Source organism: Bradyrhizobium embrapense, from assembly GCF_001189235.2.
Classification (GTDB): domain Bacteria; phylum Pseudomonadota; class Alphaproteobacteria; order Rhizobiales; family Xanthobacteraceae; genus Bradyrhizobium; species Bradyrhizobium embrapense.
In genome coordinates, this window is record NZ_LFIP02000005.1 from 450,660 (window position 1) to 473,454 (window position 22,795).

The following is a 22,795-nucleotide window of genomic DNA, read 5'->3' on the forward strand; positions in this document are numbered from 1 at the left end:
CTCCGGAAGTCAGGAAAGCGACGCCTGGTCTTGCTATCGGTCTTTGATCTAGCCGCGGCCGTCGGCGCTGGTGTCGTAGTGAATAGTGCCGTCCTGCGGCGTGACCTTTGAGCCGGGAATGGCACGTACCAGGCCGTCGATGACGACGCGGTCACCGGGCTCGAGGCCCGACCGGATAACCCGCAACCCGCCGCGCAGATCGCCCGTCGTGACGATCTTCGGCTTGACCGCGGAGTCGGGCCCGACGGTCATCACCAGATGTTGCGACTGGTCGAGCGTGACCGAGGCATCGGGAAGCAAGAAGGCCGGCGCCGGCGGCGCGATCTCGACCCGCAGCCGTGCAAACGCACCGGGCGCCAGGAGCAGATCGGGGTTCGGTACCGTCGCACGCGCCCGGATCGTGCCGCTGGAGCGATCGAGCGCGTTATCGATGAAATCGAGCGTTCCGTCGCGCTTGAAATCGTTCTCGTCGGAAAGCCGGATCAGGACCTTGTTGGCAAGCGGCCCCTGAATGTGGGCACGCTCGCGCGAGAATGTCAGGAAATCGGATTCGCTCATGTCGAAATCGACATAGAGCGGGTCGAGAGAGACCAGCGTCGCCAGCAATGTCGTCGGACTGGTCGCGGCGCGGCTGCCCGCGATCAGGCTGCCGATAGAAACCTGCCGCGCGCCGATGCGTCCCGTAAAGGGCGCCCGCACGCGGCTATAGTCGAGATCAAGCTCAGCGTCGCGCACGCGCGCCTTGGCATCTTCGACCGCGGCCTGCGATGCGTTCTGCTCGTTGGTACGCTGATCAACGGTTTCCTGCGTCGCGAAATCACTGCGCTTGAGGGACGTCGCGCGCGTCAGCTGATTGTTGGCGAGTTCGACGCGGGCTTTTGCTGTCTGCAGCGCGGCCTGTGCTTGAGCGAGCTTGATTTCGTAGGGGCGCGGATCGATGACGAACAGAAGATCGCCCTTATGAACGATCTGGCCGTCCTTGAAGTGAATCTCGGTCAGAGTGCCGCCGACCTGGGCACGCAGCTCGACGCGGTCGACCGCGGAGAACTGGCCGAGGAAGTCAATCCGGTTGCTGACCTCGCGTTGCAGCGGCTGACTGACTGTCACCGGCGGAGCCGGCGGCGCTGCCGCTGCGGCCTTGTTGCCTCCATGGGGCGCGAAATGGGGCGCGAAGCCGAAATAGACCGATCCGACCGCGACTGCGATTGCCGCAACGATGACGCCGGTTCGCCAGCTGCGTCTCCGCGGCTGCCCTGCCGGTCGGTTGAGCGGCTCGCGTGCTACCTTTGTGTTGTCGGTGATCTGGTCCATGAGACGTCCGTCATTCTTTCCCTGGTCGCCCGAAACCCGGCCGGGCCCGGTGCCGCCGACGGCAGGCTGAGCGTTGCGGCGCATCGGGGCGGTGTTGCCTGGTCACTGTCATTGCCGGAGAGGAAAAATACCGCGTGGGGTTGATATCTGGAGCAACTCCTCCAATATCTTGTCCGCGATATAACCTCGGGGAGGCGCCGTTCAAGGAATTTTGGAGCGATGACACCAAAAATAATTCAAGGGAAGAAAGCCAAGGACGACACGGTCAATAATCCCAAGGTGCGCAACCCAAAGCGCGGCCGAGGGCGGCCTTTGGTCTTCGATCGCGCCGCCGCGCTGCAGGCCGCGATGAAGCTGTTCTGGGAACGCGGCTATGAAGGTACGTCGTTCGACGAACTGATTGACGCGATGGGGATCAGCGCCTCGAGCTTCTACAATTCATTCGACAGTAAGGAAGCGCTGTATTGCGAAGCGACCAGCAGCTATCTCGATTGGGCGGGCCAATGGTTTCTCGCCATTCTCAATGATCCGTCGATCGACACCAAAACCGCGTTCGCACACTTGCTCGCGGCCACCGCAGACGAGTTCACGCGAGGCGATCATCCGCTTGGCTGCATGATCTCGCTGGCCGGCACGCATTGCTCGCCGGGGATGAAAAACATTCGTGAGATGATGGTCGAGCATCGCGCGTTCTCGGAAAGCGTGATGGCCGACCGCATGCGCAGGGGCGTTGCCAACGGCGATGTGCCGCCGGCGACCGATTGCGATATGCTGGCCGCCTATTACAGCGCGGTCGTTCGCGGCATGGCTGTCCAGGCGCGCGACGGAGCACCGCGCGAAAAGCTGGGCAAGATCGGCCGCCTGGCAATGCAGGCCTGGCCGCAACGTTCGGCAGAACATTGAGGCGAACTATGGTGCGCAATTGCGCACCTCAGAATCTCGAGGTTCCGGGTCCGATGCTGTCGCATCGCCCCCGGAATGACGGCGTCGGTTACGCCGCGCGGATGTTCGACAGGAAACCGTCGATCTCCGAGCGCAGCACGTCGGCCTCGCGGCGCAGCGCGTCGGAGGCGCTGAGCACCTCGGCGGCAGCAGTGCCGGCCTCGGCCGAGGCGGTCGAGACGCCGACGATGTTGCTCGACACCTCGCTGGTGCCGCCCGCCGCGTGCTGGATGTTGCGGGCGATCTCGCGGGTCGCCGCGCCCTGCTCCTCGACCGCGGCGGCGATCGCGGTGGTGACGTCGTTGATCTCGCCGATCGTGCTCGAGATGTTGCGGATCGCGGTGACGGCCGTCGTCGTCACCTCCTGCATGCTGACGATCTGCTGGCGGATCTCCTCGGTCGCCTTGGCGGTCTGGCTCGCGAGGTTCTTCACCTCGGAGGCGACCACGGCAAAGCCGCGGCCGGCCTCGCCGGCGCGCGCCGCCTCGATGGTGGCGTTGAGCGCCAAGAGGTTGGTCTGCGAGGCGATGGTCTGGATCAGGTCGACCACGACGCTGATTCGCGCGGCGTTGTCGGCAAGGCCTTGCATGGTGCTGTCGGTGGCGCTGGCTTCCTCGACCGCCTTGCGGGCGATCTCGGCCGAGGTGACGACCTGGCGGCCGATCTCGGAGATCGACGACGACAGCTCCTCGGTGCCGGCCGACACCGTCTGCACGTTGACCGAGGTTTCCTCGGCGGCCGAGGCGACCGCATTGACCAATGCGCTCGACTGGTCGGCGGTCGCCGACATGCTCTGCGCGGTCGCCTGCATCGAGTTCGCCGCGGTCTGCAGGCTGCCGAGCGCGCTGCGGACATTGGACTCGAACGCGACGATCTGGGTTTCCATGCGCGAGGCGCGCTCCGCCTTGGCGGTGCGGTCCTTGTTCTGGTTTTCGGCGAGCTCGCGGCTTTCGATCATGCTCTCGCGGAACACCTGCAGCGCGTCGGCCATGACCGCGATCTCGTCGCGCTGGCGGCTCTGCGGGATCTCGGTGTCGAGGTCGCCGTCGGACAGCAGCTGCATCGAGCGCTGCAGGCCGCGGATGCGGCGCAGGATGTTGCGCCCGACATAGAGCCAGACGAACAGGAACGAGCCGACCAAGGTCAGCGCGCCCAATCCGATCATCACCGTGGTCGCGAGCGAGATCTGCTGCCGCGCCTGGAAGGTCGACGCGTCGGTATCCTTCTGCACGGCGTCGACCAGCTGCTGGACGCTGATGCCGAGCCCGACATTGAGCTTGCGGGTCTCCTCCAGGATGGTCTGGCCGTAATCGATCGAGTCGAGCTCCTTCTGGCGGACCTTGAACACGCCGGTCTTGCCTTCGCCGAGCACGAGCAGCCTCGAGGCGGTATCGCGCACGGCAACGATCGCCGGATTGTTCGGCAGGTCCTCGAGGTTGGACTTGACGCGCTCGCGGCCTTTCTTGAACTCCGCCTCGATCGCATCGAGCGTCTCGCTGGAATTGGCCGACAGCGCCGCGGTCATGTCGGCGGCCATCAGATTGCCGGCGGCGAGCACGTTGCTGATCTGGCCCACGGTTCGGGCCGCCTCGGTGGCAGCGTCGGCGGAGACATCGGCCGCGCCGAGGATGGCGTTGAGCCGGGTCTGCGCGTCGAGCATCGCGGGACCGGCGGCGGAGACGAAGGCGTCCTGCGCCTTGCGCAGCGCGTTGTACTGCTTGTCGTGCAGCGCGCCGACCTCGAGCCGCTCATGCGCCGCCGAGATCAGGCTCTTGGTCGCCTCGTCGGTGTTCTTGACGTTCTCCTGCAGCGCGCTGACGACGGATTTGTCGGCGCCGAGTTCGATGATCTCGCCAAGCTTGGCATTGGTCTGCTGCGCGACCTCCTGCACCTTCCTGGTGCGGTCGTTCAGCGCATCCTCGCTCGAGACGGCGAGCAGGCCGGGCCCCTGGGCTGCGAGCGAGGCGCTCTGCGCGGCAAGCTGTAGGCTCGCGGCCAGCCGCGGAATGTCGCGGCCGGAGAGATCGCTCATCGTGCCGCCGAGCTGATGCAGCACGATGCCAGCGCCTGCGCTGATCACCAGCGCCATGCCTGCGATCACGGCGAACGCCGCGAACAGGCTGCCCCTGACGCCCATCTGCGGCAGGCGGATGCGCTTGAGATTTGGTTTGCCGAGCTTGAACCGAAACGCCATTGCCCCGTGCCCCCTGGCCATACCCTTGGCCACTACTCTTGGATGTTTCCCCGGCGCGGGAGTATCGGTGCGGCGGGTTAACAAAATCGGGAAAATTGCGGCGATCCGCAGGATTTTTGAGGGGGGTCGCGCGCCGCACTGTTTTGGTCCGCTGTGCGGAATCGATGCGCGCGATCGGACGCAAAAAGGCCGGCGCGAGCCGGCCTTTCCACTCCTGGTTGTGGCGGTCCGTAACCTCAGTAGCGGCCGTAAGCGGGGCCGCCGAGGTTGCCGAGATTGAAGCGGTAGTTGAGGCCGGCCTTCACCGTGTGCTCGTCATTGTGGAAGCTGCCGACCGGCACCAGCGCGCCGGGCGCGGTGAAGCGGCTGTCGCCGAAGTCGTAGTACTGGTACTCGACCTTGGCCGACCAGTTCGGTGCGAACATGTATTCGGCGCCGCCGCCGATGGTCCAGCCGTTGCTGTGGTTGTCGCTGAGTGCGAAGGGGACCTGCGCGCCGCCGAGCGTCACGGTTTCGTTGTTGTCGGAATAGGCGTAACCGCCCTTCACATAGATCAGGCCCGGGCCCCAGGTGTAGCCGACGCGGCCGGTGATCGAGGCTATGCCGCGCTGGTTGTTGTTGTAGACGTAACCGCCCGGGAAGATCGCGTTGAGCTGGTGGCCGCCGACCCAGGAATACTGGCCTTCGAGGCCGATCACCCACATCGGCGACAGCTGCCAGTCGTAACCGCCCTGCACGCCGCCCATGAAGCGGGCGCTGGAGTCCGACAGCGCGAGGCCGTTGAACGTGCTGTTCTGCGAGAACACGCCGCCGAGATGGCCGCCGAGATAGAAGCCGGTCCAGTTGTAGAGCGGCGCGGCGTAAACAGGTGCGGGCGCCTTCTGGTAATAGCCACGGGAGCCGAGGTCGGCGGCCTGGGCGGTCGCGCCAAAGGCAGCGACGGTAACAGCTGCGGCTGCGGTTGCGAGCAGGAACTTCTTCATGGGGCAGTCTCCGGACAAGTCATGAGGCGCAGCGTGAATGGCGCCATCCATGGCGATGCGTTAGACCGCATTTGAATAAAATGCTGTCACCGAATGACGACTTGGCGCGTTAAGTCGCACCCTTTGCGGTGAAACGTTTTGTTGTGCCTAACGAACGCTTAAGGGGGAATGACAGAAGGCTTAACGCACCGTGCGCGACGCGCTGGTTCCGTTAACCAGGCCCCCTGCTAGTCGAGCCGCTTGCGCACGTCGTCGCGGATCTGTTCGCGGAACGCTTCGCGGCGCGCGGCGCGTTCCTTGACCGGAACGTCGTGGCGATCGAACACGTCGAACTTCTCCAGGATCGGATAGTGCTCGCTCGCCATTGCCAGCACGCGCAGCAGGCCCGCGACCTTCGGGGTCGGGCCGGTGACTTCCCATTTGCGGAGCTTTTCGGCGCCGCCGGCCGCGGGCAACCCGCACAGCTTCGCCATGTCCGCCGCCGTCAGCTTGCGGCCGAGCGCCTCGCCGAGATGTTCGCGCAATTTTCTTAGTTCTGGGCCGGTCACTCTTGGGTCCGCTCCGCGACTTGGGTGTGTGAACTTGGGTGTGTGAAGTGAGTCACATGACGTGCTCGAGCTGCGGGCTATACGCCGCTGATGCGACTTCTAAAGGAAACCATCATGCACGGCATCATCGAAAGCCTGAGCCCCGAGCACGCACAGATCGATTGGAAATGGGTCGGCAGTGTGTTCGTGGTCTACGTCGCACTGATGATCGGCGGCGTGGGCCTGCTGCTCGGGCATTGATTCCATTGATCTTGCCTGGGCTTGGTTGCTCTGGATTATGTGGCGCCTTCGCGCCGCGGAGGAGCACGTGCGTCCAGCACACCGGCGCGCAAGTGGGCCGAGACTTCCACAGGCAGAAAACGCTTTTCCCCGATTCGCGAAGCATATACACACGATTCGCACAGGGTAGTCCCCAGCCGTGCGGCGACTTATCCAAGGGCTCGACGTGCACTGCCGAGTAAGCGCGTACAACTGCAAGCGAACCTCAGCAGAGATGCCAATGAAGAACGCAGCCGCGCGCTCCCCGCGCCTTATAGATGCCGTCGAAGATAAGATTGTGTGCTGGTCTCGCATGCAATCTGAGGGCGGGCAACGGCTTGAGGAGATAGTGCTCCGCAAGGAATACGAGCGTCAAGCCAACGGCGGCATATTCTGCTGGGGCGTTGGTAACGCGCCGAATCGCTGCACTCCCTCGTTAGCTAGGAGTAGGACGGACGTAGACGTTGTCTTTTCAGTTATGAAAAGCCGTCCAAAACTGGCAGATGTCAGCCCGAGTTTCACGCTGATCTGGCGTAGATTCATTGATTGCGACGGGATCGAGCAACAATTGCCCGCCGGCTCGTTGGTGACGAGCAAAGGCGAAGCGCGAAGCGGCACCAAAAGCTCTCATTTTGCGCTCTTCTGCAAGTCGAGCCATCGACTGGAATTGAGCGACTATGGCAGCTTTGATCCCTCGGCATTTCGAAACGTTGGGCCAAGTGGTGGCGCGATCGGTTCGTCACAGGTGACGGCGCTCGTACGTTGTACCGGGCGGATGCAGTCTGACGCTCAATATCGAATAAACCTTAGAGCAAAGCTCCATGGAAGTTATTGGGTCAAGCTGGTGGACCCCATTCCGATGGACCTGACCAAGCAGAGGTCACTAGCGCTATTCGGTTCGAGTGAGCATATTGTATCCGTGGCTCAGTGGCTTGATCTAGTGTCCTTGCTCCGTGAAGACTCGACGCCCGGTTTGGGAGTTAGCGAGAAGCAGCTTTTTCTACTCTAAATGTGAGCGGTGCGCCGTGGACGAGCGAACTGCAAAGTTAAGAAAGGAGCTTAAGCGCGCTGGTCTGACTGATCAGGCGGTTGAGGCCGCGTGGCCACTATGGTGGAGCGACGATGCATCCAAGTCGCCTTCAGCAAGTGCAGAGCTCCGCTTCACACTTGCACGAAGGCTCGGGCTCTCCCCTCAGAGTCTTGCGGGCGACCGCGTTGAATTTGTTTGGAAGGAGAACTCGCACTTCAAGCATTTGACGAAGGAGGAAGAGGGGCAGCGAGCCGCGCTTTCTTCCTTCGGCATTGCCGTCGGTCGCTTGCTGGTCAGGGGCGTGGAAGCAACTAGTAGCCTCAGGGGGGTATCGCCCGACGATCTTCGCGAGGCAATTCTTGGCGGGCAGCGCTTTGTTGACCTCCAGGGCTTGCTCGCCGCGTGTTGGGGGGTGGGAGTTCCCGTCATACATTTGAGAGTGTTCCCCCTGTCAGCGAAGGGGATGCATGCAATGGTTGTTCGCGTGCAAGACAGGTTCGCTATCCTCTTAGGACGCGACGCATTGTATCCCGCTCCTATTGCTTTCACTCTTGCGCACGAGATAGGCCACATTGCGTTGAGGCACTTAGAGGCAACCGATGCTGTGGTGGACATGGAAGACCCCGCACAGATTGAGCCGGATGATGATGAGGAAAGTGCCGCGGATCATTATGCGCTTCAACTGCTCACGGGAGATGCCAGTCCAAAAATTGAAACCAATCTGGATGACTTCTCCGCCGCGCAACTAGCTCGGGCCGTATTGGTCACTGGTCCCGAGCGCAATATCGAACCCGGAACGCTGGCACTTTGCCTTGCCTACCAAGACAAGAAGTGGGCGCAGGCGAACTCGGCTTTGAAGATGATTTACGATCAAAGCAAGCCGGTGTGGCGCGAGGTAAATTTTCTAGCTGCAAAGCAGATCGATTGGAGCGCAATAGGTTCAGATTCGGCCGATTACCTCCGGGCAGTCATGGCGGTCCCGGATGCCTAGTGAACTTCTTTGCGACAACGATGTCATTTTAAAAGCCTGTTGTTACGACCTGTCGATAGAGGTTCTTCTTTGCTTGGGTCGTATCGGTACCTATTTCATTCTGGGCAGCGCATCCTTTGTAATCGTGGATCGAATAAAAAGATCGAAATCCATCTGCAACAAAGAACGCGCCGTTCATAATTTCGAGCTGTTTCTTGATCAGGCAAAGATTGTCGAGCCGTCGGACGCGGAGATATCACTTGCTGCTGAGATCGAAGCCGCAGCCCAGCAATTCAATCTAGCGCTTGATAGCGGTGAGAGTCTGCTGCTGGCGGTCCTCCTAATGCGGGACGCCGTTGGATTGTTGTTGACCGGCGACAAGCGTGCCATTCAAGCTATTGAGGCGCTTGGAGGTCATCACGAGTTAGTTGCCGGACTGACGCAAGCGGTGGGTTGCCTCGAGCAACTCTTTCTCTCATTGCTGATGTGGGAGAGCCTTGACCTTCTGCAAAGCCGCGTATGTAGTGAGCGCAAGGTGGACGTTGCGCTCGCCATCTGTTTTTCGTGTGCCTCGGGGCAATATACACTGGAGACGATTCGTGCAGGGTTGACAAGCTACGTTGCTGCCTTGCGGCTGCAGGCGAAAAGGGCTCTTGTCGCCTCAGATAATCTTTAAGTGTGATCGCGGAGAAAGACCGCGTAAGGATCGGCCAGTTCAGCCACTAGATTTATTTGGACTTCCTTAGTCTGCGCCTCGTTGGTCTGTTCAGGCTTATCGGTAACTTCTAGACAAGCTTTGTCTACCTGACCGAGCAGATATCTGCTGCCAAGTCGACCCACGTTGTTTCCGACTGCAACGCGCGTCTGGTCGAGTGGAAGAATGTGTTCTTCCTTTCGAAGGCCTTTGATTACCAGCGCAAAACGCGATCCGAGCACGTTGATGGTGTTGGGTATCTTTGTCCAGTTGATTCCATCCGACGAACATTCGCTGGCGCGCAGTTGCTCGGCAAAGTGATTTGAAGTCATCTGTTGCATACAAAGGAAGATCGGCTGTCCTTTTTGCCTGAAGCTCTGCACGAACGGTTGAACCATCGTTCTCGGATGGCACGTATTGCCGCCGTAGCCCCACATGGCGTAGCCGGTATCTTGTATCTCCTTCGATTTGCGAGCGATGATGTCCTCAAGGCTTTCTTTGGCGTGCGTCCCCACTTTCATAAAGAGGATGCCTGCGCCAGGCTTAATAATTTGAGTCATTTTGCTATCTCCAAAAGTTCAAGGCGATACTCATCCTCAGAAGCTTTTCCGTAGTCGAGGCGCTTTCGCTCTCGAACGTAGCGAACGCGGGGCGCCTGAGATTTTCCATAAAAATTCTCAAGTCGCGATCGGTCGGTTATCGCCTCGCTCACGAAGCTTCGCGAATCGCCGGGCAGTGAAGAAACGATCAAATTGCAAGATCGGAGGTCCGGGTTATCGTCCAAATGGTAAGTGTGCATACGTGGCATCATCCGGGAAACATAAAACCCCGATGACGATGCAAATGATTGTGCGCTCCCTAGCACCTGCTTCGGCCATTCGAGTTCTTCATCGTCTGCGATAACAATTGCGCCTTCTCCTTTGTAGCCGATAGCCTCCATGCCTCGTTGTGCGAAGACGTTTACGCTCTCTCCGTTGTTGCTGGCGCCCCATGGGGGATTGGTATAAAAAAAATCAAAACGGTTGGGTTGAGGAAACTCATCAAGGCAATTGTAGAGTACCGCGTCCAAGTGCTCTATTCGTTCCTTATCCGCGAAACGCTTCACCGCCTGGACGATTCGCTCGTCGAAATCAAAGACCGTGATTCTGGACGGGCCATACTCGATGATGCCCCTCTTTTGAAGGTACGCGGTACAAACGCTGATCGCATCACCGTCTCCAATGAAAGCAAGGCGGCGCTTGTCGGCCCAACTGGCGACAAACTCACTTTGGAGCACCATGTCGCCGCTCTTCATGTAGATTTGGTCAAACTCGCGAAGCGCGCGCGGTCTATTTTGAACTACATCCGAGATGGCATTGAGTGCTTCGCGAAGGTCAATTCGTTCACGCATGATAGCTCGCTGAAAATCTGTAGTTTAGTGAGAAATATCTACACCCTACAATTGCTGCCGTGGTTCGCCAAGTACCGGAGGAGCCGATCGCACTCCTGCTTAACGCTGCGGCTGTTTTCATTGGAATGGCTGAACTGCACGCGCTTACCGCGTACCTGAACGACGACTTCGGTATGGAGGCGGATGGAGGAGCTGAGGCGGTCGGACCGGGTACGTTCGGACGTTGATGAAGTCCGAAGAAATCATGGCCTTACGCGGCACTCAGGACCGAGCTTCCAATAAAATTAATGAATCCAGCAGGATAGGTGGTGCTGCCAGACAGGATTGAACTGTCGACCTCTCCATTACCAATGGAGTGCTCTACCACTGAGCTACGGCAGCGTGCCCGGGAAAAATTGAATCGGCCCCAAGGGCCCGTCCAAGCGGGCGGTTCTTGCCACAGGCCTCCCGTTGGCGCAAGGGAAACAGCGCCCCCGTTGCCGACGAAATCGGCAGAAACTGACCTTCCTCGCCGCCGATTCTGCCCGATCCGGCCGATTTCGGTCTGATTGGGTTCCGATCGTGGCAGGAAGCCGGATTTTGCCCCGCCGCCGAATCACGCCGCCTGGCGCAACTGGCCGACCGGGCAGGGTGCGCGGGCGGCGGCCTTTGGCTATGTTCGCTCTCGCGGAAGGCGCGACGGCGGTTCGAGAGTTTTGCAATGACAGGCGAGCAGGACAGAGGCGGCGGGCAGGCCGGAGCCCGCGGGAAGGATTCACGACAGGATCGTCTCAAGCTGGCGCTGCGCGAAAACCTGAAGCGGCGGAAATCGCAGGCGCGCGGTCGCGAGGATGTGGCTTCCCAGCCAGCCCAGGGGTCACTAGAGGACGGCTCGCGAGATGACGCCGGCGGAAATGGGCCAGGCCGCTAGAGCCTTTCCCGCCAGGTGGACATCAGGTCGTGCAGAAAATCTGGCAAAACGACAAGCCGGGCCTGGCGTCTGGCTCTAATGAAAATCGAAACGCCAGCCGGGTGGCGTGCGTTGCAACGAAAGTGGGTCGCTGAGATGGCTGTAGAGACGACGATCGACCGGCTGAACGCCTCCGCCTATGCCTTCCCGCGTCATGAGCAGACCTTTCCGACACTGACGGCGCTTGAGATCGAGCGGATGCGCCGCTTCGGCGAGCCGCGTGCGTACAAGGACGGCGAGGCGCTGTTCGAGACGGGCAAGCCGGGGCCCGGCATGTTCGTGGTGCTGTCGGGCTGCGTGGCGATCTCCCAGCGCGACGGCCTCGGCCGCGTCACGCCGGTCATAGATCAGGGGCCGGGGCAATTCCTTGCCGAGATCGGTCAGCTCTCGGGGCGCGCCGCGCTGGTCGACGGCCATGCCGAGGGCCCCGTCGAGACATTGCTGCTGCCGCCCGAGCGGCTGCGCGCGCTGCTGGTCGCCGAGGCCGATCTCGGCGAGCGCATCATGCGCGCGCTGATCCTGCGCCGCGTCAGCCTGATCCAGGGCGGCGCCGGTGGCCCGGTGCTGATCGGCTCCGCTTCGGTCGGCAACATGGCGCCGCTGCAGAACTTCCTGGCGCGCAACGGCCAGCCGCATCACGTTCTCGATCCAGAGACCGACACGGATGCCGCCGATCTCGTCGCACGCTATTCGCCCACCCGTGCCGAGCTGCCGCTGGTGGTCACCCCGAACGGCACCGTGCTGCGCAATCCGTCCGAGACCGCGCTTGCGATGGCGCTCGGCATGATCGGCGACAGCGCGCAAGACAAGCTCTACGATGTCGCGGTGGTCGGCAGCGGTCCAGCCGGGCTCTCCACCGCGGTTTATGCGGCCTCCGAAGGCCTGTCCGTCGCCGTGTTCGATTCCCGTGCCTTCGGCGGCCAGGCCGGCGCCAGCATGCGGATCGAGAACTATCTGGGATTCCCGACCGGCATCACCGGCCAGGCGCTGGCCGGGCGCGCCTTCAACCAGGCGCAGAAATTCGGCGCCGAGATGCTGATCCCGGTCTCGATCAAATCGCTGGATTGCTCGAAGGCGTCGGGCGCGTTCACGCTCGCCACCGGGTGTGGGCACACGCTGCGCGCCAAGTCGGTGGTGGTCGCGAGCGGCGCGCGCTATCGCCGGCCGGCGATCGACAATCTCGAGAATTATGAAGGCCGCGGTGTCTGGTACTGGGCCTCGCCGATCGAGGCGCGGCTCTGCGCCCAGCAGGATGTCGTGCTGGTCGGCGGCGGCAACTCGGCAGGCCAGGCGGCGGTGTACCTGTCGGCGCATGCGCGCAAGGTCAACATGATGATCCGCGGCGGCGGGCTCGGGGCCAGCATGTCGCGCTATCTGATCGAGCGTATCGAGGCGACGCCGAACATCGAATTGATGTTCAACACCGAGGTGACCGGGCTCGAAGGCGTGGAGACGCTGGAGCGCGTGCGCTGGCGCAGCCGGCTTGCGCCCGACGAGTTCACGATGGATATCCGCAATCTGTTTTTGTTCGTCGGCGCCGATCCGGCGACCGGCTGGCTCGAGGGCTGCGGCGTGCAGGTCGACCGCGGCGGCTTCGTGATGACCGGCGTGCAGAACGGTGAGGGCGCACGCGCCGTGCCACAGCTCGAGACCACGGTGCCCGGCGTGTTCGCTGTCGGCGACGTCCGCTCCGGATCAGTCAAGCGCGTCGGCGGCGCGATCGGCGAGGGCGCGCAGGTGGTTGCGGCCCTGCACGGCTATCTCGCCGATGACGGTAGTCCGTCGCTGTAGCTTTTCCTCCGTCATCCTTGAGCCCGCGAAGCGGCGTGTCGAAGGATGAATCGGCCACAATGCGGGCCGTGCATCATTCGAGGCTCGCTCCGCTCGCACCTCAAGGATGACGGTTCAAAAGAACTCATTTCAGATGCGAGGCGCAAATGACAAAAGGCTGCACCCACATCGCCGGTATCCAGGATGTCACGCCGAGTGCGCTCGGCTGCGAGGAATGCCTGAAGAGCGGCAGCCGCTGGCTGCATTTGCGGATCTGCCGGACCTGCGGCCATGTCAGCTGTTGCGACGACTCGCCGAACCGGCACGCGACCGCGCATTTCCACGCCACCGGCCATCCCGTGATCGAGGGCTATGATCCGCCGGAAGGCTGGGGCTGGTGCTATGTCGACGAGGTGCTGTTCGACCTGTCGAAACGCAAGACGCCGCATAACGGGCCGATCCCGCGCTATTATTGATTCAATGTCTCACAGGGCGCACGGGCGTATGACACGCGTGCGACCACTTTCGGCAAGTGCCGGCGCCGACGAATTTTCATGAGATGTCAGCCGTCCTGCCATCGAACCATGTAGCAATTTTCAAAACCGCATCGTAACGTGGTGCGGGTTCTCAACGGGGAGTGCGCCACATGACGACGCTGGTGCTTGTGCACGTCATTATCAGCCTGATCGCCATCGTCGCCGGCGTGATCGTGATGTTCGGCCTGCTCGGCTCGCGCGCGATGCCCGGGCTGACCGCGATCTTCCTCATCCTCACGATCCTGACCAACGCCACCGGCTTCGTGATCCCGCCGCTGGTGACCGAAAAACTGCTGCCGTCGCATGTCATCGGCGGCCTCTCGCTGGTGCTGCTTGCGATCGCCTGCATCGCGCTGTATGCGATGCAGCTCAAGGGCGCCTGGCGCCCGATCTATATCGTGACCGCGATGGTCTCGCTTTATCTCAACGTCTTCGTGCTCGTGATCCAGAGCTTCCTCAAGGTGCCTGCGCTGCAGGCGCTAGCGCCGGCGGTGCCGCCGAACCCGCCGTCCGGGCCGGTGTTTGCCACGGTGCAGGGCATCGTGCTGGTGTTCTTCGCCGTGGTGATCATCGGCGCCTGGCGCCGGTTCAGGCCGGTCACGTTCGCCTGATCCGGGGCGGGTGACATCATTCTGGGGCGCCGCACAGCATAGAAGGTGACGTGCGCTGACGCGCGTGAGGTGCGTTCGCGCCTGAATATCGGCAACAAGAGGAGCAAGCCAATGCCCACCATCACCACCAAAGACGGCGTCGATATCTTCTACAAGGATTGGGGTTCGGGCCAGCCGATCGTGTTCAGCCATGGCTGGCCGCTGTCGTCGGACGACTGGGACGCCCAGATGCTGTTCTTCGTGGGCCACGGCTTTCGCGTCGTCGCCCACGACCGCCGCGGCCACGGCCGCTCCGCCCAGGTCGCCGACGGCCATGACATGGACCACTATGCCGACGACCTCGCGGCCGTCACCGCGCATCTCGATCTGAAGAACGCCGTTCATGTCGGCCATTCCACCGGGGGCGGCGAGGTGGTGCATTACATCGCCCGTCACGGCGAGAGCCGGGTCGCGAAGGCCGCGATCCTGAGCGCGGTGCCGCCCCTGATGGTGCAGACGGCGGCCAACCCCGGCGGTTTGCCGAAGTCGGTATTCGACGGTCTGCAGGCCCAGCTCGCGGCCAACCGCTCGCAGTTCTACCGCGATCTGCCGGCGGGGCCGTTCTACGGCTACAACCGGCCCGGCGCAAAACCGTCGGAAGCGGTGATCCAGAACTGGTGGCGGCAGGGCATGATGGGCGGCGCGAAAGCGCATTACGACGGCATCGTCGCGTTCTCGCAGACCGACTTCACAGAGGACCTGAAGAAGATCAACGTGCCGGTGCTGGTGATGCATGGCGACGACGACCAGATCGTGCCCTACGCCGACTCCGCGCCGCTCTCGGCCAAGCTCTTGAAGAACGGCACGCTGAAGACCTACAAGGGCTTTCCGCACGGCATGCCGACGACGGAGGCCGAGACCATCAACAAGGATCTGCTGGCGTTCATCAAGGGGTGAGGGCCGGGGCTGTGTGCTTCGCACTTCGCAACGCCATCCAATGCGGACTTGGCAGGCTGTTGCGTAAGGGAATCACCGGCGGAAGGGTTCCCTCCCCCCTTGCGGGGGAGGGTTAGGGCGAGGAGTGGCCCACACGGCGCGCGCTCTCGAGATGCATTCCAATCCGCGCAATCAAGGTTGCGAAGCCGATCGCTTCATCGATTACCTCGACCCGAGGCTTATCCCTCTCCCCACCCTCCCCCAACGCAAGTCGGGCCTGCCCGACTTGCGCAAATTTACAATGCGCAATCGGAGATCGGGTCATGCTGCTGGCGCCAGCTCCTTTGCATGGGGTTGTTTTCGATATTTTGCTCGGCGCCGCCGGTTCCCTCGATCGGGATTTCCTTGCGGCCGCTGGTACATCCCGGGCCGCAAGGCGTTATAACCCCCGTCATGTCCCCACCTGCCCCCCTGAAACTGATCGCCCTCGATGCGGATGACCTGGCGGTGATCTCCGCCCATGTGCAGGACGCCCGCGTCCACCCTGCCGACATCATCTGGCGGCAGGACCAGAAGCGCCTCGTGGTCGGCCTGAACCGGCTGGACTGGGAGCAGACCTTGTCGGGCGGCACCTGCTCGCGCCGGCTGATCGCCGCGCTCCGGTTCGACCGGGTGCTGGCATGCAAGTCGCGCAATATCGACCTGGAGGCCCCGGAGGCCACCCTGGAACTGCTCGGGATCGAATTCCACGCCTCCGACCCGCCGGGCGGCAGCGCGCTCCTGATGTTCGGCGAGGGCGGGGCGCTGCGGCTCGATGTCGAGTGCCTGGAGTGCGAATTGACCGATCTCGGGGAAGACGACCTCGGGGTGGCGCCGGGGTAATCATGCCGTCGTCCCGGCCTTCGCCGGACGAGGGCTGTGAGGTTGCGTGGCTGCCAAGGGTTGACGGCCATTATCCGCCGCGCCATTGAGCAGGGACCCGAACTCCTCTTCAGAAAGCCGCCATGCCCGTTCGCCTGGACCGACAGAGCGCCGATTTCGACCAGCGTTTCCGCGAATTCCTGGCGGCCAAGCGCGAGGTATCGGCCGACGTCGAGCGCGCCACCCGCGCCATCGTCGATGACGTGGCGGCCCGCGGCGACGCGGCGCTGCTCGAGGCGACCAAGAAGTTCGACCGGCTCGACGTCGACGCCGCCGGCCTGCGCGTCACCGCTGCCGAGGTCGACGCTGCGGTTGCGGCCTGCGACCCCAAGACCGTCGAGGCGCTGACATTCGCGCGCGACCGGATCGAGACCTTTCACCGCCGCCAGCTGCCCAAGGACGAGCGCTTCACCGACGCCGCCGGCGTCGAGCTCGGCTGGCGCTGGAGCGCGGTCGATGCGGTCGGGCTTTACGTGCCCGGCGGCACCGCGGCCTATCCGTCCTCGGTGCTGATGAACGCGGTGCCGGCGCGGGTCGCCGGGGTGCCGCGGGTCGTGATGGTGGTGCCGGCGCCGGACGGCAAGCTCAACCCGCTGGTGCTGGCGGCCGCCCATCTCGGCGGCGTCTCGGAAATCTACCGCGTCGGCGGCGCCCAGGCGGTCGCGGCTTTGGCCTACGGCACGGCAACGATCGCGCCAGTGGCAAAAATCGTCGGCCCCGGCAACGCCTATGTCGCCGCGGCCAAGCGGCTGGTGTTCGGCAAGGTCGGCATCGACATGATCGCCGGCCCCTCCGAGGTGCTGGTCATTGCCGACGACACCGGCAATGCCGACTGGATCGCGGCCGATCTGCTGGCGCAGGCCGAGCATGACGTCAGCGCGCAGTCGATCCTGATCACCGACAGCCCGCGGCTCGCGGCCGATGTCGAGCGCGCGGTCGAGGCGCAGCTTGCGACGCTGCCGCGTGCGACGATTGCGCGCGCCTCGTGGGATGACTTCGGCGCCGTGATCATGGTGGCGAAGCTCGACGACGCGGTCGAGCTCGCCAATGCGATCGCGGCGGAGCATCTGGAGATCATGACCGCGGACGCCGAGGACCTGTCGAAACAGGTCCGCAACGCCGGGGCGATCTTCCTCGGGCCCCATACACCGGAGGCGATCGGCGACTATGTCGGCGGCTCCAACCACGTGCTGCCGACCGCCCGCTCGGCGCGGTTCTCGTCGGGTCTCGGGGTGCTTGACTTCATGAAGCGAACCTCGATCCTGCGGTGCGGGCCGGATCAGCTTCGTGCGCTCGGGCCCGCCGCGATGACGCTCGGCCAGGCCGAGGGTCTCGATGCCCATTCACGTTCCGTCGGATTGCGCCTCAACCTCTCATGAACAAGCCGCCAGACGACGAGGATTCCAACAATCGCATCGTCGCGGTGACGCTCGACGAGGAATCGATCGGCCGTTCCGGGCCCGACATCGAGCATGAGCGGGCGATCGCCATCTACGACCTGGTCGAGCAGAACCTGTTCGCGCCCGAAGGCGCGGCCGCCCCGGGACCCTACACCCTGCATATCGCGATCACCGGCAACCGGCTGATGTTCGATATCAGGAAGGAGGACGGCGCGCCTGTGGTGGCGCATCTGTTGTCGCTGACGCCGTTCCGCCGTGTCGTGAAGGACTACTTCATGATCTGCGACAGCTACTATCAGGCGATCCGTACCGCGACGCCGGACAAGATCGAGGCGATCGACATGGGCCGCCGCGGCATCCATGACGAAGGCTCGCGCACGCTGCAGGAGCGGCTCAAGGGCAAGGTGCGCGTCGATTTCGAGACCGCGCGGCGGCTGTTCACGCTGATCACTGTGCTGCACTGGAAGGGTGAGGGCGCATGATCCCGAAACGTGGGTACCGGTTTTCGGATCAGATCATGCGCGAAAGTGGGAGGCGCATGATCCTCGACATGACTGACGGGGGCGTACCCCGGTCGAGAAAAGCCTGATCGCATGGAAGCGCCGCGCGCGCGCACCCCGCAGGCCGTGCTGTTCGCATGCGGCCACAACGCCGTGCGCTCGCCGATGGCCGAAAGCCTGCTGCAGCAGATGTTTCCGCAAGGCGTCTATGTCCGCTCCGCCGGCGTGAAGAAGGGCGAGCTCGATCCGTTCGCGGTCGCCGTGATGGCCGAGTTCGGCCAGGACATCTCCGGTCACAAGCCGCAGACCTTCGAGGAGCTCGAGGACTGGGAGGGGCTGAACTTCGACCTCATCATCACGCTGTCGCCCGAGGCGCACCACAAGGCGCTGGATCTGACCCGGACGCTCGCCGCCGATGTCGAATACTGGCCGACCCCTGATCCGACCGGCACCAGCGGCAATCGCGAGCAGAAGCTCGCCGCCTATCGCGAGGTCTGCGATGGGCTCTTGATGCGGATCCGCCGCCGCTTCACCAAGGCCGGCGTGGCGAACCTGTGAGGCTCCACGCAGGGGCCCGCGTGTTCCGATTCGCAAGGTCTGCCCCTTGTCGCCAGACTGACAAACAGCTGTGCTTATGGGGCCTTGTCGCCCACGGGGAAGCGCGATTCGCGGCCGGTTCCAAGGTTGTGCATCGATGCCCCATCCGATAGGTTCCGCCCGCGTCCGTCCCCCCGATCCAGCCCCAAAGCCCGCATGCTAGGCCGTCCCAAATTCGTTCTTGCTTCCGGTTCGCCGCGGCGGCTGGCCCTGCTCAACCAGGCCGGCATCGAGCCCGACGCGCTGCGTCCGGCCGATGTCGACGAGACCCCGCGCCGGGGCGAGTTGCCGCGCGCCTGCGCCAATCGCCTGGCGCGCGCGAAAGCGGACGCGGCGCTGAAGTCGGTGCAACTCGACGACGATCTGCGCGGCTCCTTCATCATCGCCGCCGACACGGTGGTCGCAGTCGGCCGCCGCATCCTGCCCAAGGCCAATCTGGTCGACGAGGCCGCGCAGTGCCTGCGGCTATTGTCGGGCCGCAACCACCGCGTTTACACCGCGATCTGCGTGGTGACGCCGCGCGAGGCGTTCCGCCAGCGCCTGGTCGAGACCCGGGTGCGCTTCAAGCGGCTCAGCGACGACGACATCCAGGCCTATATCGGCTCCGGCGAATGGCGCGGCAAAGCCGGCGGCTATGCGGTGCAGGGCATTGCCGGATCCTTCGTGGTCAAGATGGTCGGCTCCTATACCAACGTCGTCGGCCTGCCGCTCTACGAGACCGTGACCCTGCTCGGCGGCGAAGGCTTTCCGATCCGCCACGGCTGGCTCAACGCCGTCGCGGTGTGAGGTATCCGGTTTCGCGCGGCGACAGCAGTCGATGGCCGGACGCGATAGCCCGTCCCAGAGGGCGCGCTGCCAAAATATCGAAAACAACCCCATGCACAGTAGCCGTCAACTGCCGGCGCTCGAAGACGCATATGCGATTTGGCCTGCCCGCAAGCGGGAGAGGGGCGTGCAGCGGAGCATGCGGCAGATGATGTAAGCTCAGGCCCAGCCATGACCGACCAAGCCCGAACACCCCCGGCCGCCGCGCGCCCCTGTCCGATCTGCGGCAAGCCCGCCCAGCAGGCCTTCCGCCCGTTCTGCTCGCCGCGCTGCCGCGACGTCGACCTCAACCGCTGGCTGACCGGCCGCTATGTCGTTCCCGGCCGCGATGACGACGTCGAGGACCCAGAATAACCAATGTTTCCCAACAAGTTGGGGAAAGAATGCCGGGCGGGCCGCGCCCGGCGAAGCGTTTGGCGAAGCCGGGTGGACACGGCGCCCCGACCTCTCTATAAACCGCCCGCTCGCTCCGGCCTTTTCGGCCCCGCGGGTATGCCCAGGTAGCTCAGTTGGTAGAGCATGCGACTGAAAATCGCAGTGTCGGTGGTTCGATCCCGCCCCTGGGCACCATTAGCTCATTCCCCCGCTTCCGCTACCCTCCGCAAAAATGCTAGAAGTGCTTGATTTGCAGTACTTTCTAGTGCGCTGACATTCGCGACCCTCCGCCGGCAGCCGGTGAATTTGTTGGTATCGCTGTTGGTATCGTGTCGGTCGTCCGTTGGTAGATTTAGCCCCGGGGGACCTATTCGATGCCACTGTCCGATGCTGCTTGCCGCGCCGCCAAATCAGCAGAAAAACCCTACAAAATCAGCGACGGTGGAGGCCTTCATCTGCTCGTTGAGAAGAACGGGTCGCGCCTTTGGCGGCAGGCGTACCGTTTCGACGGAAAGCAACGGTTGATCGCGCTCGGGGCGTACCCCGCCGTGAGCCTCGGCGACGCGCGTACCGCGCGCGATGCAAACAAGGCGCTCCTGGCGAAGGGCGTCGATCCATCGGCGCAACGTAAACTGGACCGCAGCGCGGCGCGGATAGCGCGGACGAATACGTTCCGGATAGTTGCAGATGAACTGATCGCGAAGTTCGAGGCAGAAGGCGACGCCCCCAAGACGATCGAAAAGAAGAATTGGCTCATCGGCCTGCTTGCCGGTGACGTCGGTGACCGTCCGATTGCAGAAATAGCCGCGTCCGAATTACTGGATGCGCTCCGCAAGATCGAACGACGCGGCCGCTATGATACCGCAAGGCGCGCACGCAGCCTCGCCGGCCGTGTCTTTCGGTACGCAATCGCGACTGGTCGTGCTGAACGCGATCCGTCTGGCGATCTGGCCGGAGCGCTCATTTCTCCGAAGGTCCAGCACCGAGCGGCCATCACGGAGCCCAAGGCGGTCGGAGCGCTGATGCGCGCGATAGACGACATCGATGGGCAGGTCACGACGCGCGCGGCGTTGCAGCTGATCGCCCTTACATTTGTCCGGCCGGGCGAACTGCGGCACGCGGAATGGACGGAGTTCGATCTGCAAGGCGCCGTGTGGAGCATTCCGAAGGAGAAGATGAAGATGCCGCGGCCCCATAAGGTGCCTTTGTCGCGGCAGGCGATTGCGATCATCAAGGGCCTTTGCGAAGTGACTGGTACGTCGCGCTATCTCTTTCCGCAAATCCGGTCTTGGCATCGGCCGATTTCCGACGGCACCTTGAACGCTGCGCTGCGCCGGCTTGGGTATCCTCGCGCGCGATTTCGGCGCCGAGCCGCGCCGCGACCTGAAATCCAGAACGGTCACGCTCTGGGTACGTGAAAGCGACGGCCAGATCATTGGCGATCAGGATCGTGTCGATAGCGCCGATGGTGTTACCGGCCAATTCTTCGTGCCGGGCACAACGTTCCAGTGGAAATGCGCGCGTCGCCTTAAACCTCTTGCGCATCTTGCGGAGGGCCGATCGCCCGCGCCGTCGCTGTCTCGCCGCTCCGTCGTCGCGACTATGCTGGCCGGCCTTGCGCCGGCCGCGGGAGCGGCGTTGATCGTGCCGGCCGCCGAAGGCGCGGCCGCTCCGCCTTCGGCCACCACAGCGGCCGCAGCGGCCGTGGAGGACCCGGCGCTGCTTGCGCTTGGCGCCGAACTGGACGAACGGCAGGCCGCCTACAGGACCGCTCTGGCGCGTCTGGAGGAGGCTAGGGCGACCGCTACCGAACTCTGGCCCGAACTGCCGACATCGATCGTCATCGCATCGGCGGCCGACCGGCGCGCGTTCCATGGCTGCTTCGAGCGGGCCACGCCCCTCGGGGGAGAGCCGCTGGATCGCGCCATATGGCCAGACGTTCTCAAGTCCAATCGTCTGCGGCCGCTCCTCGCCGAGGTCCGGAAGTACCCGGAGGATTGGGGAAGCAGGAAGGCACGGCAACGGCTCGAAGCAGACCTGACCGCGCGCATCAACGCGGCCGAGCGATACGAGACTGCCTGCGCCATCGCGATCGATACGTCGGGTATCGCCACTGCCAAGGATGCCGTGCGGGATCGGGCGCGAGAAATCCATTCGCTGTTGTCCAAAATCCGGAAGCATCCGCCGTGCACGGTGGCCGGCGTACTAATCCTTGCGCGCGCCGTGGCGCTCTTCGAAGAGGTTCAGCGGAGCAACCACGATGGGGGCGAACAGGGGCGGGGATTGCTGCTTGGCCGTGAACTTGCCGACGCGGTGCTTCGCGTCGCGAACGTGACGGCATAGCCTCAACAGGCGGGCGGCGGCCGACGCCGCCGCCCGCTCTGCAGTTTGCTCTGTTTGATACACGATCTCGCGAGCCGCCTGTCTGCGCCGGTCGTGTCGAGCCTTCGGGAAGCTTCCGCCTGGCAAATTGGCCGCTATTATGAGCGCAACCTCGGCCCCGCTGAGCATAAATCGGAACTTCAGAGGAACCGGGGTTTGCTTTGTCAGGAACGGAAGGCGCGCGGTCGCTTTGACTTAGCACAGGCCAATTGGAGGGTGGACCATGACCCACCACGCTGTACCTTCCGTGCGACCTTGCCGCGTTCTAATCATTGAGGACGAATATTTCCTTGGCGATGATCTTGCTAAAGCACTGCGGGCCCGCGGCGTCGATGTGATCGGTCCTCTTGCAGAGCTTCCCGACGCAATGACGATCAAACACGACGGCTTCGACGTTGCCGTGATCGACATCAACTTGCGAAATGTCGCAGCTTATCCGCTCGCGGACGAACTCATCCGCGTTGGTAAGCCCTTTCTCTTCGCGACCGGATACGACGCCAACGCTATCCCTGAGCGCTTCCGCCATGTGCAGCGACTAGAGAAGCCATGCGATGTTGGAGCGGTCGCAACTGCGGTCATCACATTATGCCCGACCGAAAAATTCACGCCCGTCGAGTACGATCTGTCTTTGTAAGGTTGCGCGATAGGGCTGCGCCGCAGACTATGACTATATCGGCGCAGCCTTTGCGCCGCG

Annotated in this window: 24 protein-coding genes and 2 tRNA genes; 19 read left to right on the plus strand and 7 right to left on the minus strand. The window is 63.2% G+C overall.

Annotated features, from left to right (window positions below):
- Positions 1 to 48: 48 nt before the first annotated feature.
- The gene (locus tag AKN83_RS24670; protein WP_050403447.1) at positions 49 to 1,311 is read right to left on the minus strand and encodes an efflux RND transporter periplasmic adaptor subunit; all 1,263 of its coding nucleotides are present in this window, start codon (positions 1,309 to 1,311) and stop codon (positions 49 to 51) included.
- A gap of 312 nt (positions 1,312 to 1,623) precedes the next feature.
- Between AKN83_RS24670 and AKN83_RS24675 the strand changes: the two genes are divergently transcribed.
- Positions 1,624 to 2,214, plus strand: a complete 591-nt coding sequence (locus AKN83_RS24675; RefSeq protein ID WP_206600809.1) for a TetR/AcrR family transcriptional regulator — start codon at positions 1,624 to 1,626, stop codon at positions 2,212 to 2,214.
- 88 nt (positions 2,215 to 2,302) lie between these two features.
- On the opposite strand, the gene AKN83_RS24680 is transcribed toward AKN83_RS24675, so the two are convergent.
- From AKN83_RS24680 to AKN83_RS24690, 3 genes are all read right to left on the minus strand, one after another.
- Positions 2,303 to 4,447: a methyl-accepting chemotaxis protein gene (locus AKN83_RS24680; RefSeq protein WP_050403352.1), complete on the minus strand. Its 2,145-nt coding sequence runs from the start codon at positions 4,445 to 4,447 to the stop codon at positions 2,303 to 2,305.
- Positions 4,448 to 4,683: 236 nt separating this feature from the next.
- Positions 4,684 to 5,430, minus strand: coding sequence for an outer membrane protein (locus AKN83_RS24685; RefSeq protein WP_050403353.1), 747 nt, complete (start codon positions 5,428 to 5,430; stop codon positions 4,684 to 4,686).
- A 227-nt stretch (positions 5,431 to 5,657) separates the two neighbouring features.
- Entirely contained in the window at positions 5,658 to 5,978 is a 321-nt protein-coding gene (locus AKN83_RS24690) for a hypothetical protein (RefSeq protein ID WP_050403354.1), read from the minus strand.
- Between the two features lie 114 nt (positions 5,979 to 6,092).
- On the opposite strand from AKN83_RS24690, the gene AKN83_RS41765 reads away from it, so the two are divergent.
- The 4 genes from AKN83_RS41765 to AKN83_RS24705 all read left to right on the plus strand — a co-directional run bounded on the left by AKN83_RS41765 (position 6,093) and on the right by AKN83_RS24705 (position 8,912).
- A complete protein-coding gene (locus tag AKN83_RS41765; protein ID WP_283807396.1) occupies positions 6,093 to 6,218 on the plus strand; it encodes a hypothetical protein in 126 nt (41 codons plus the stop codon).
- Between the two features lie 259 nt (positions 6,219 to 6,477).
- Entirely contained in the window at positions 6,478 to 7,245 is a 768-nt protein-coding gene (locus AKN83_RS24695; protein WP_050403355.1) for a hypothetical protein, read from the plus strand.
- A gap of 16 nt (positions 7,246 to 7,261) precedes the next feature.
- Positions 7,262 to 8,257, plus strand: a complete 996-nt coding sequence (locus AKN83_RS24700) for a M48 family metalloprotease (protein WP_050403356.1) — start codon at positions 7,262 to 7,264, stop codon at positions 8,255 to 8,257.
- On the plus strand, positions 8,250 to 8,912 hold the full coding sequence (locus AKN83_RS24705; RefSeq protein ID WP_050403357.1) for a hypothetical protein: 663 nt from the start codon (positions 8,250 to 8,252) through the stop codon (positions 8,910 to 8,912). The genes AKN83_RS24700 and AKN83_RS24705 overlap by 8 nt, the downstream gene beginning before the upstream one ends.
- Here the strand turns inward: AKN83_RS24705 and AKN83_RS24710 are convergent.
- From AKN83_RS24710 to AKN83_RS24720, 3 genes are all read right to left on the minus strand, one after another.
- Complete coding sequence (locus AKN83_RS24710) at positions 8,909 to 9,490, minus strand: hypothetical protein (protein ID WP_050403358.1); 582 nt, start codon at positions 9,488 to 9,490, stop codon at positions 8,909 to 8,911. The genes AKN83_RS24705 and AKN83_RS24710 overlap by 4 nt on opposite strands.
- Entirely contained in the window at positions 9,487 to 10,320 is an 834-nt protein-coding gene (locus AKN83_RS24715; protein ID WP_050403359.1) for a bis-aminopropyl spermidine synthase family protein, read from the minus strand. Before AKN83_RS24715 ends, AKN83_RS24710 begins: the two co-directional genes overlap by 4 nt.
- Positions 10,321 to 10,626: 306 nt before the next feature.
- Positions 10,627 to 10,701 (minus strand) — tRNA-Thr (locus AKN83_RS24720).
- Positions 10,702 to 11,365: 664 nt separating this feature from the next.
- On the opposite strand from AKN83_RS24720, the gene AKN83_RS24725 reads away from it, so the two are divergent.
- The 14 genes from AKN83_RS24725 to AKN83_RS38495 all read left to right on the plus strand — a co-directional run bounded on the left by AKN83_RS24725 (position 11,366) and on the right by AKN83_RS38495 (position 22,735).
- Positions 11,366 to 13,060 (plus strand): FAD-dependent oxidoreductase, encoded by a 1,695-nt coding sequence (locus AKN83_RS24725; protein WP_050403360.1) that lies wholly within the window; start codon positions 11,366 to 11,368, stop codon positions 13,058 to 13,060.
- A 146-nt stretch (positions 13,061 to 13,206) separates the two neighbouring features.
- A complete protein-coding gene (locus tag AKN83_RS24730) occupies positions 13,207 to 13,515 on the plus strand; it encodes a UBP-type zinc finger domain-containing protein (protein WP_050403361.1) in 309 nt (102 codons plus the stop codon).
- 170 nt (positions 13,516 to 13,685) lie between these two features.
- A complete protein-coding gene (locus AKN83_RS24735; RefSeq protein ID WP_050403362.1) occupies positions 13,686 to 14,186 on the plus strand; it encodes a hypothetical protein in 501 nt (166 codons plus the stop codon).
- 111 nt (positions 14,187 to 14,297) lie between these two features.
- Entirely contained in the window at positions 14,298 to 15,122 is an 825-nt protein-coding gene (locus AKN83_RS24740) for an alpha/beta fold hydrolase (RefSeq protein WP_050403363.1), read from the plus strand.
- A gap of 432 nt (positions 15,123 to 15,554) precedes the next feature.
- Entirely contained in the window at positions 15,555 to 15,983 is a 429-nt protein-coding gene (locus tag AKN83_RS24745) for a DUF2948 family protein (protein ID WP_050403364.1), read from the plus strand.
- 122 nt (positions 15,984 to 16,105) lie between these two features.
- Complete coding sequence (hisD, locus tag AKN83_RS24750) at positions 16,106 to 17,401, plus strand: histidinol dehydrogenase (protein WP_050403365.1); 1,296 nt, start codon at positions 16,106 to 16,108, stop codon at positions 17,399 to 17,401.
- Positions 17,398 to 17,904, plus strand: a complete 507-nt coding sequence (locus AKN83_RS24755) for a UPF0262 family protein (protein ID WP_050403366.1) — start codon at positions 17,398 to 17,400, stop codon at positions 17,902 to 17,904. Before hisD ends, AKN83_RS24755 begins: the two co-directional genes overlap by 4 nt.
- Before the next feature lie 111 nt (positions 17,905 to 18,015).
- Positions 18,016 to 18,480 carry an arsenate-mycothiol transferase ArsC gene (locus AKN83_RS24760; protein ID WP_050403367.1) on the plus strand — a complete coding sequence of 155 codons (465 nt, stop codon included), beginning with the start codon at positions 18,016 to 18,018 and terminating at the stop codon, positions 18,478 to 18,480.
- Between the two features lie 195 nt (positions 18,481 to 18,675).
- The gene (locus AKN83_RS24765; RefSeq protein WP_050403368.1) at positions 18,676 to 19,305 is read left to right on the plus strand and encodes a Maf-like protein; all 630 of its coding nucleotides are present in this window, start codon (positions 18,676 to 18,678) and stop codon (positions 19,303 to 19,305) included.
- 210 nt (positions 19,306 to 19,515) lie between these two features.
- Positions 19,516 to 19,698 (plus strand): DNA gyrase inhibitor YacG, encoded by a 183-nt coding sequence (yacG, locus tag AKN83_RS24770; protein ID WP_050403369.1) that lies wholly within the window; start codon positions 19,516 to 19,518, stop codon positions 19,696 to 19,698.
- Positions 19,699 to 19,838: 140 nt separating this feature from the next.
- Positions 19,839 to 19,914 (plus strand) — tRNA-Phe (locus tag AKN83_RS24775).
- 179 nt (positions 19,915 to 20,093) lie between these two features.
- Positions 20,094 to 21,137 carry a tyrosine-type recombinase/integrase gene (locus AKN83_RS24780; RefSeq protein WP_063695504.1) on the plus strand — a complete coding sequence of 348 codons (1,044 nt, stop codon included), beginning with the start codon at positions 20,094 to 20,096 and terminating at the stop codon, positions 21,135 to 21,137.
- The gene (locus tag AKN83_RS24785; protein WP_157113540.1) at positions 21,058 to 22,062 is read left to right on the plus strand and encodes a hypothetical protein; all 1,005 of its coding nucleotides are present in this window, start codon (positions 21,058 to 21,060) and stop codon (positions 22,060 to 22,062) included. The genes AKN83_RS24780 and AKN83_RS24785 overlap by 80 nt, the downstream gene beginning before the upstream one ends.
- A gap of 262 nt (positions 22,063 to 22,324) precedes the next feature.
- A complete protein-coding gene (locus AKN83_RS38495) occupies positions 22,325 to 22,735 on the plus strand; it encodes a response regulator (protein ID WP_083992198.1) in 411 nt (136 codons plus the stop codon).
- Positions 22,736 to 22,795: the final 60 nt, after the last annotated feature.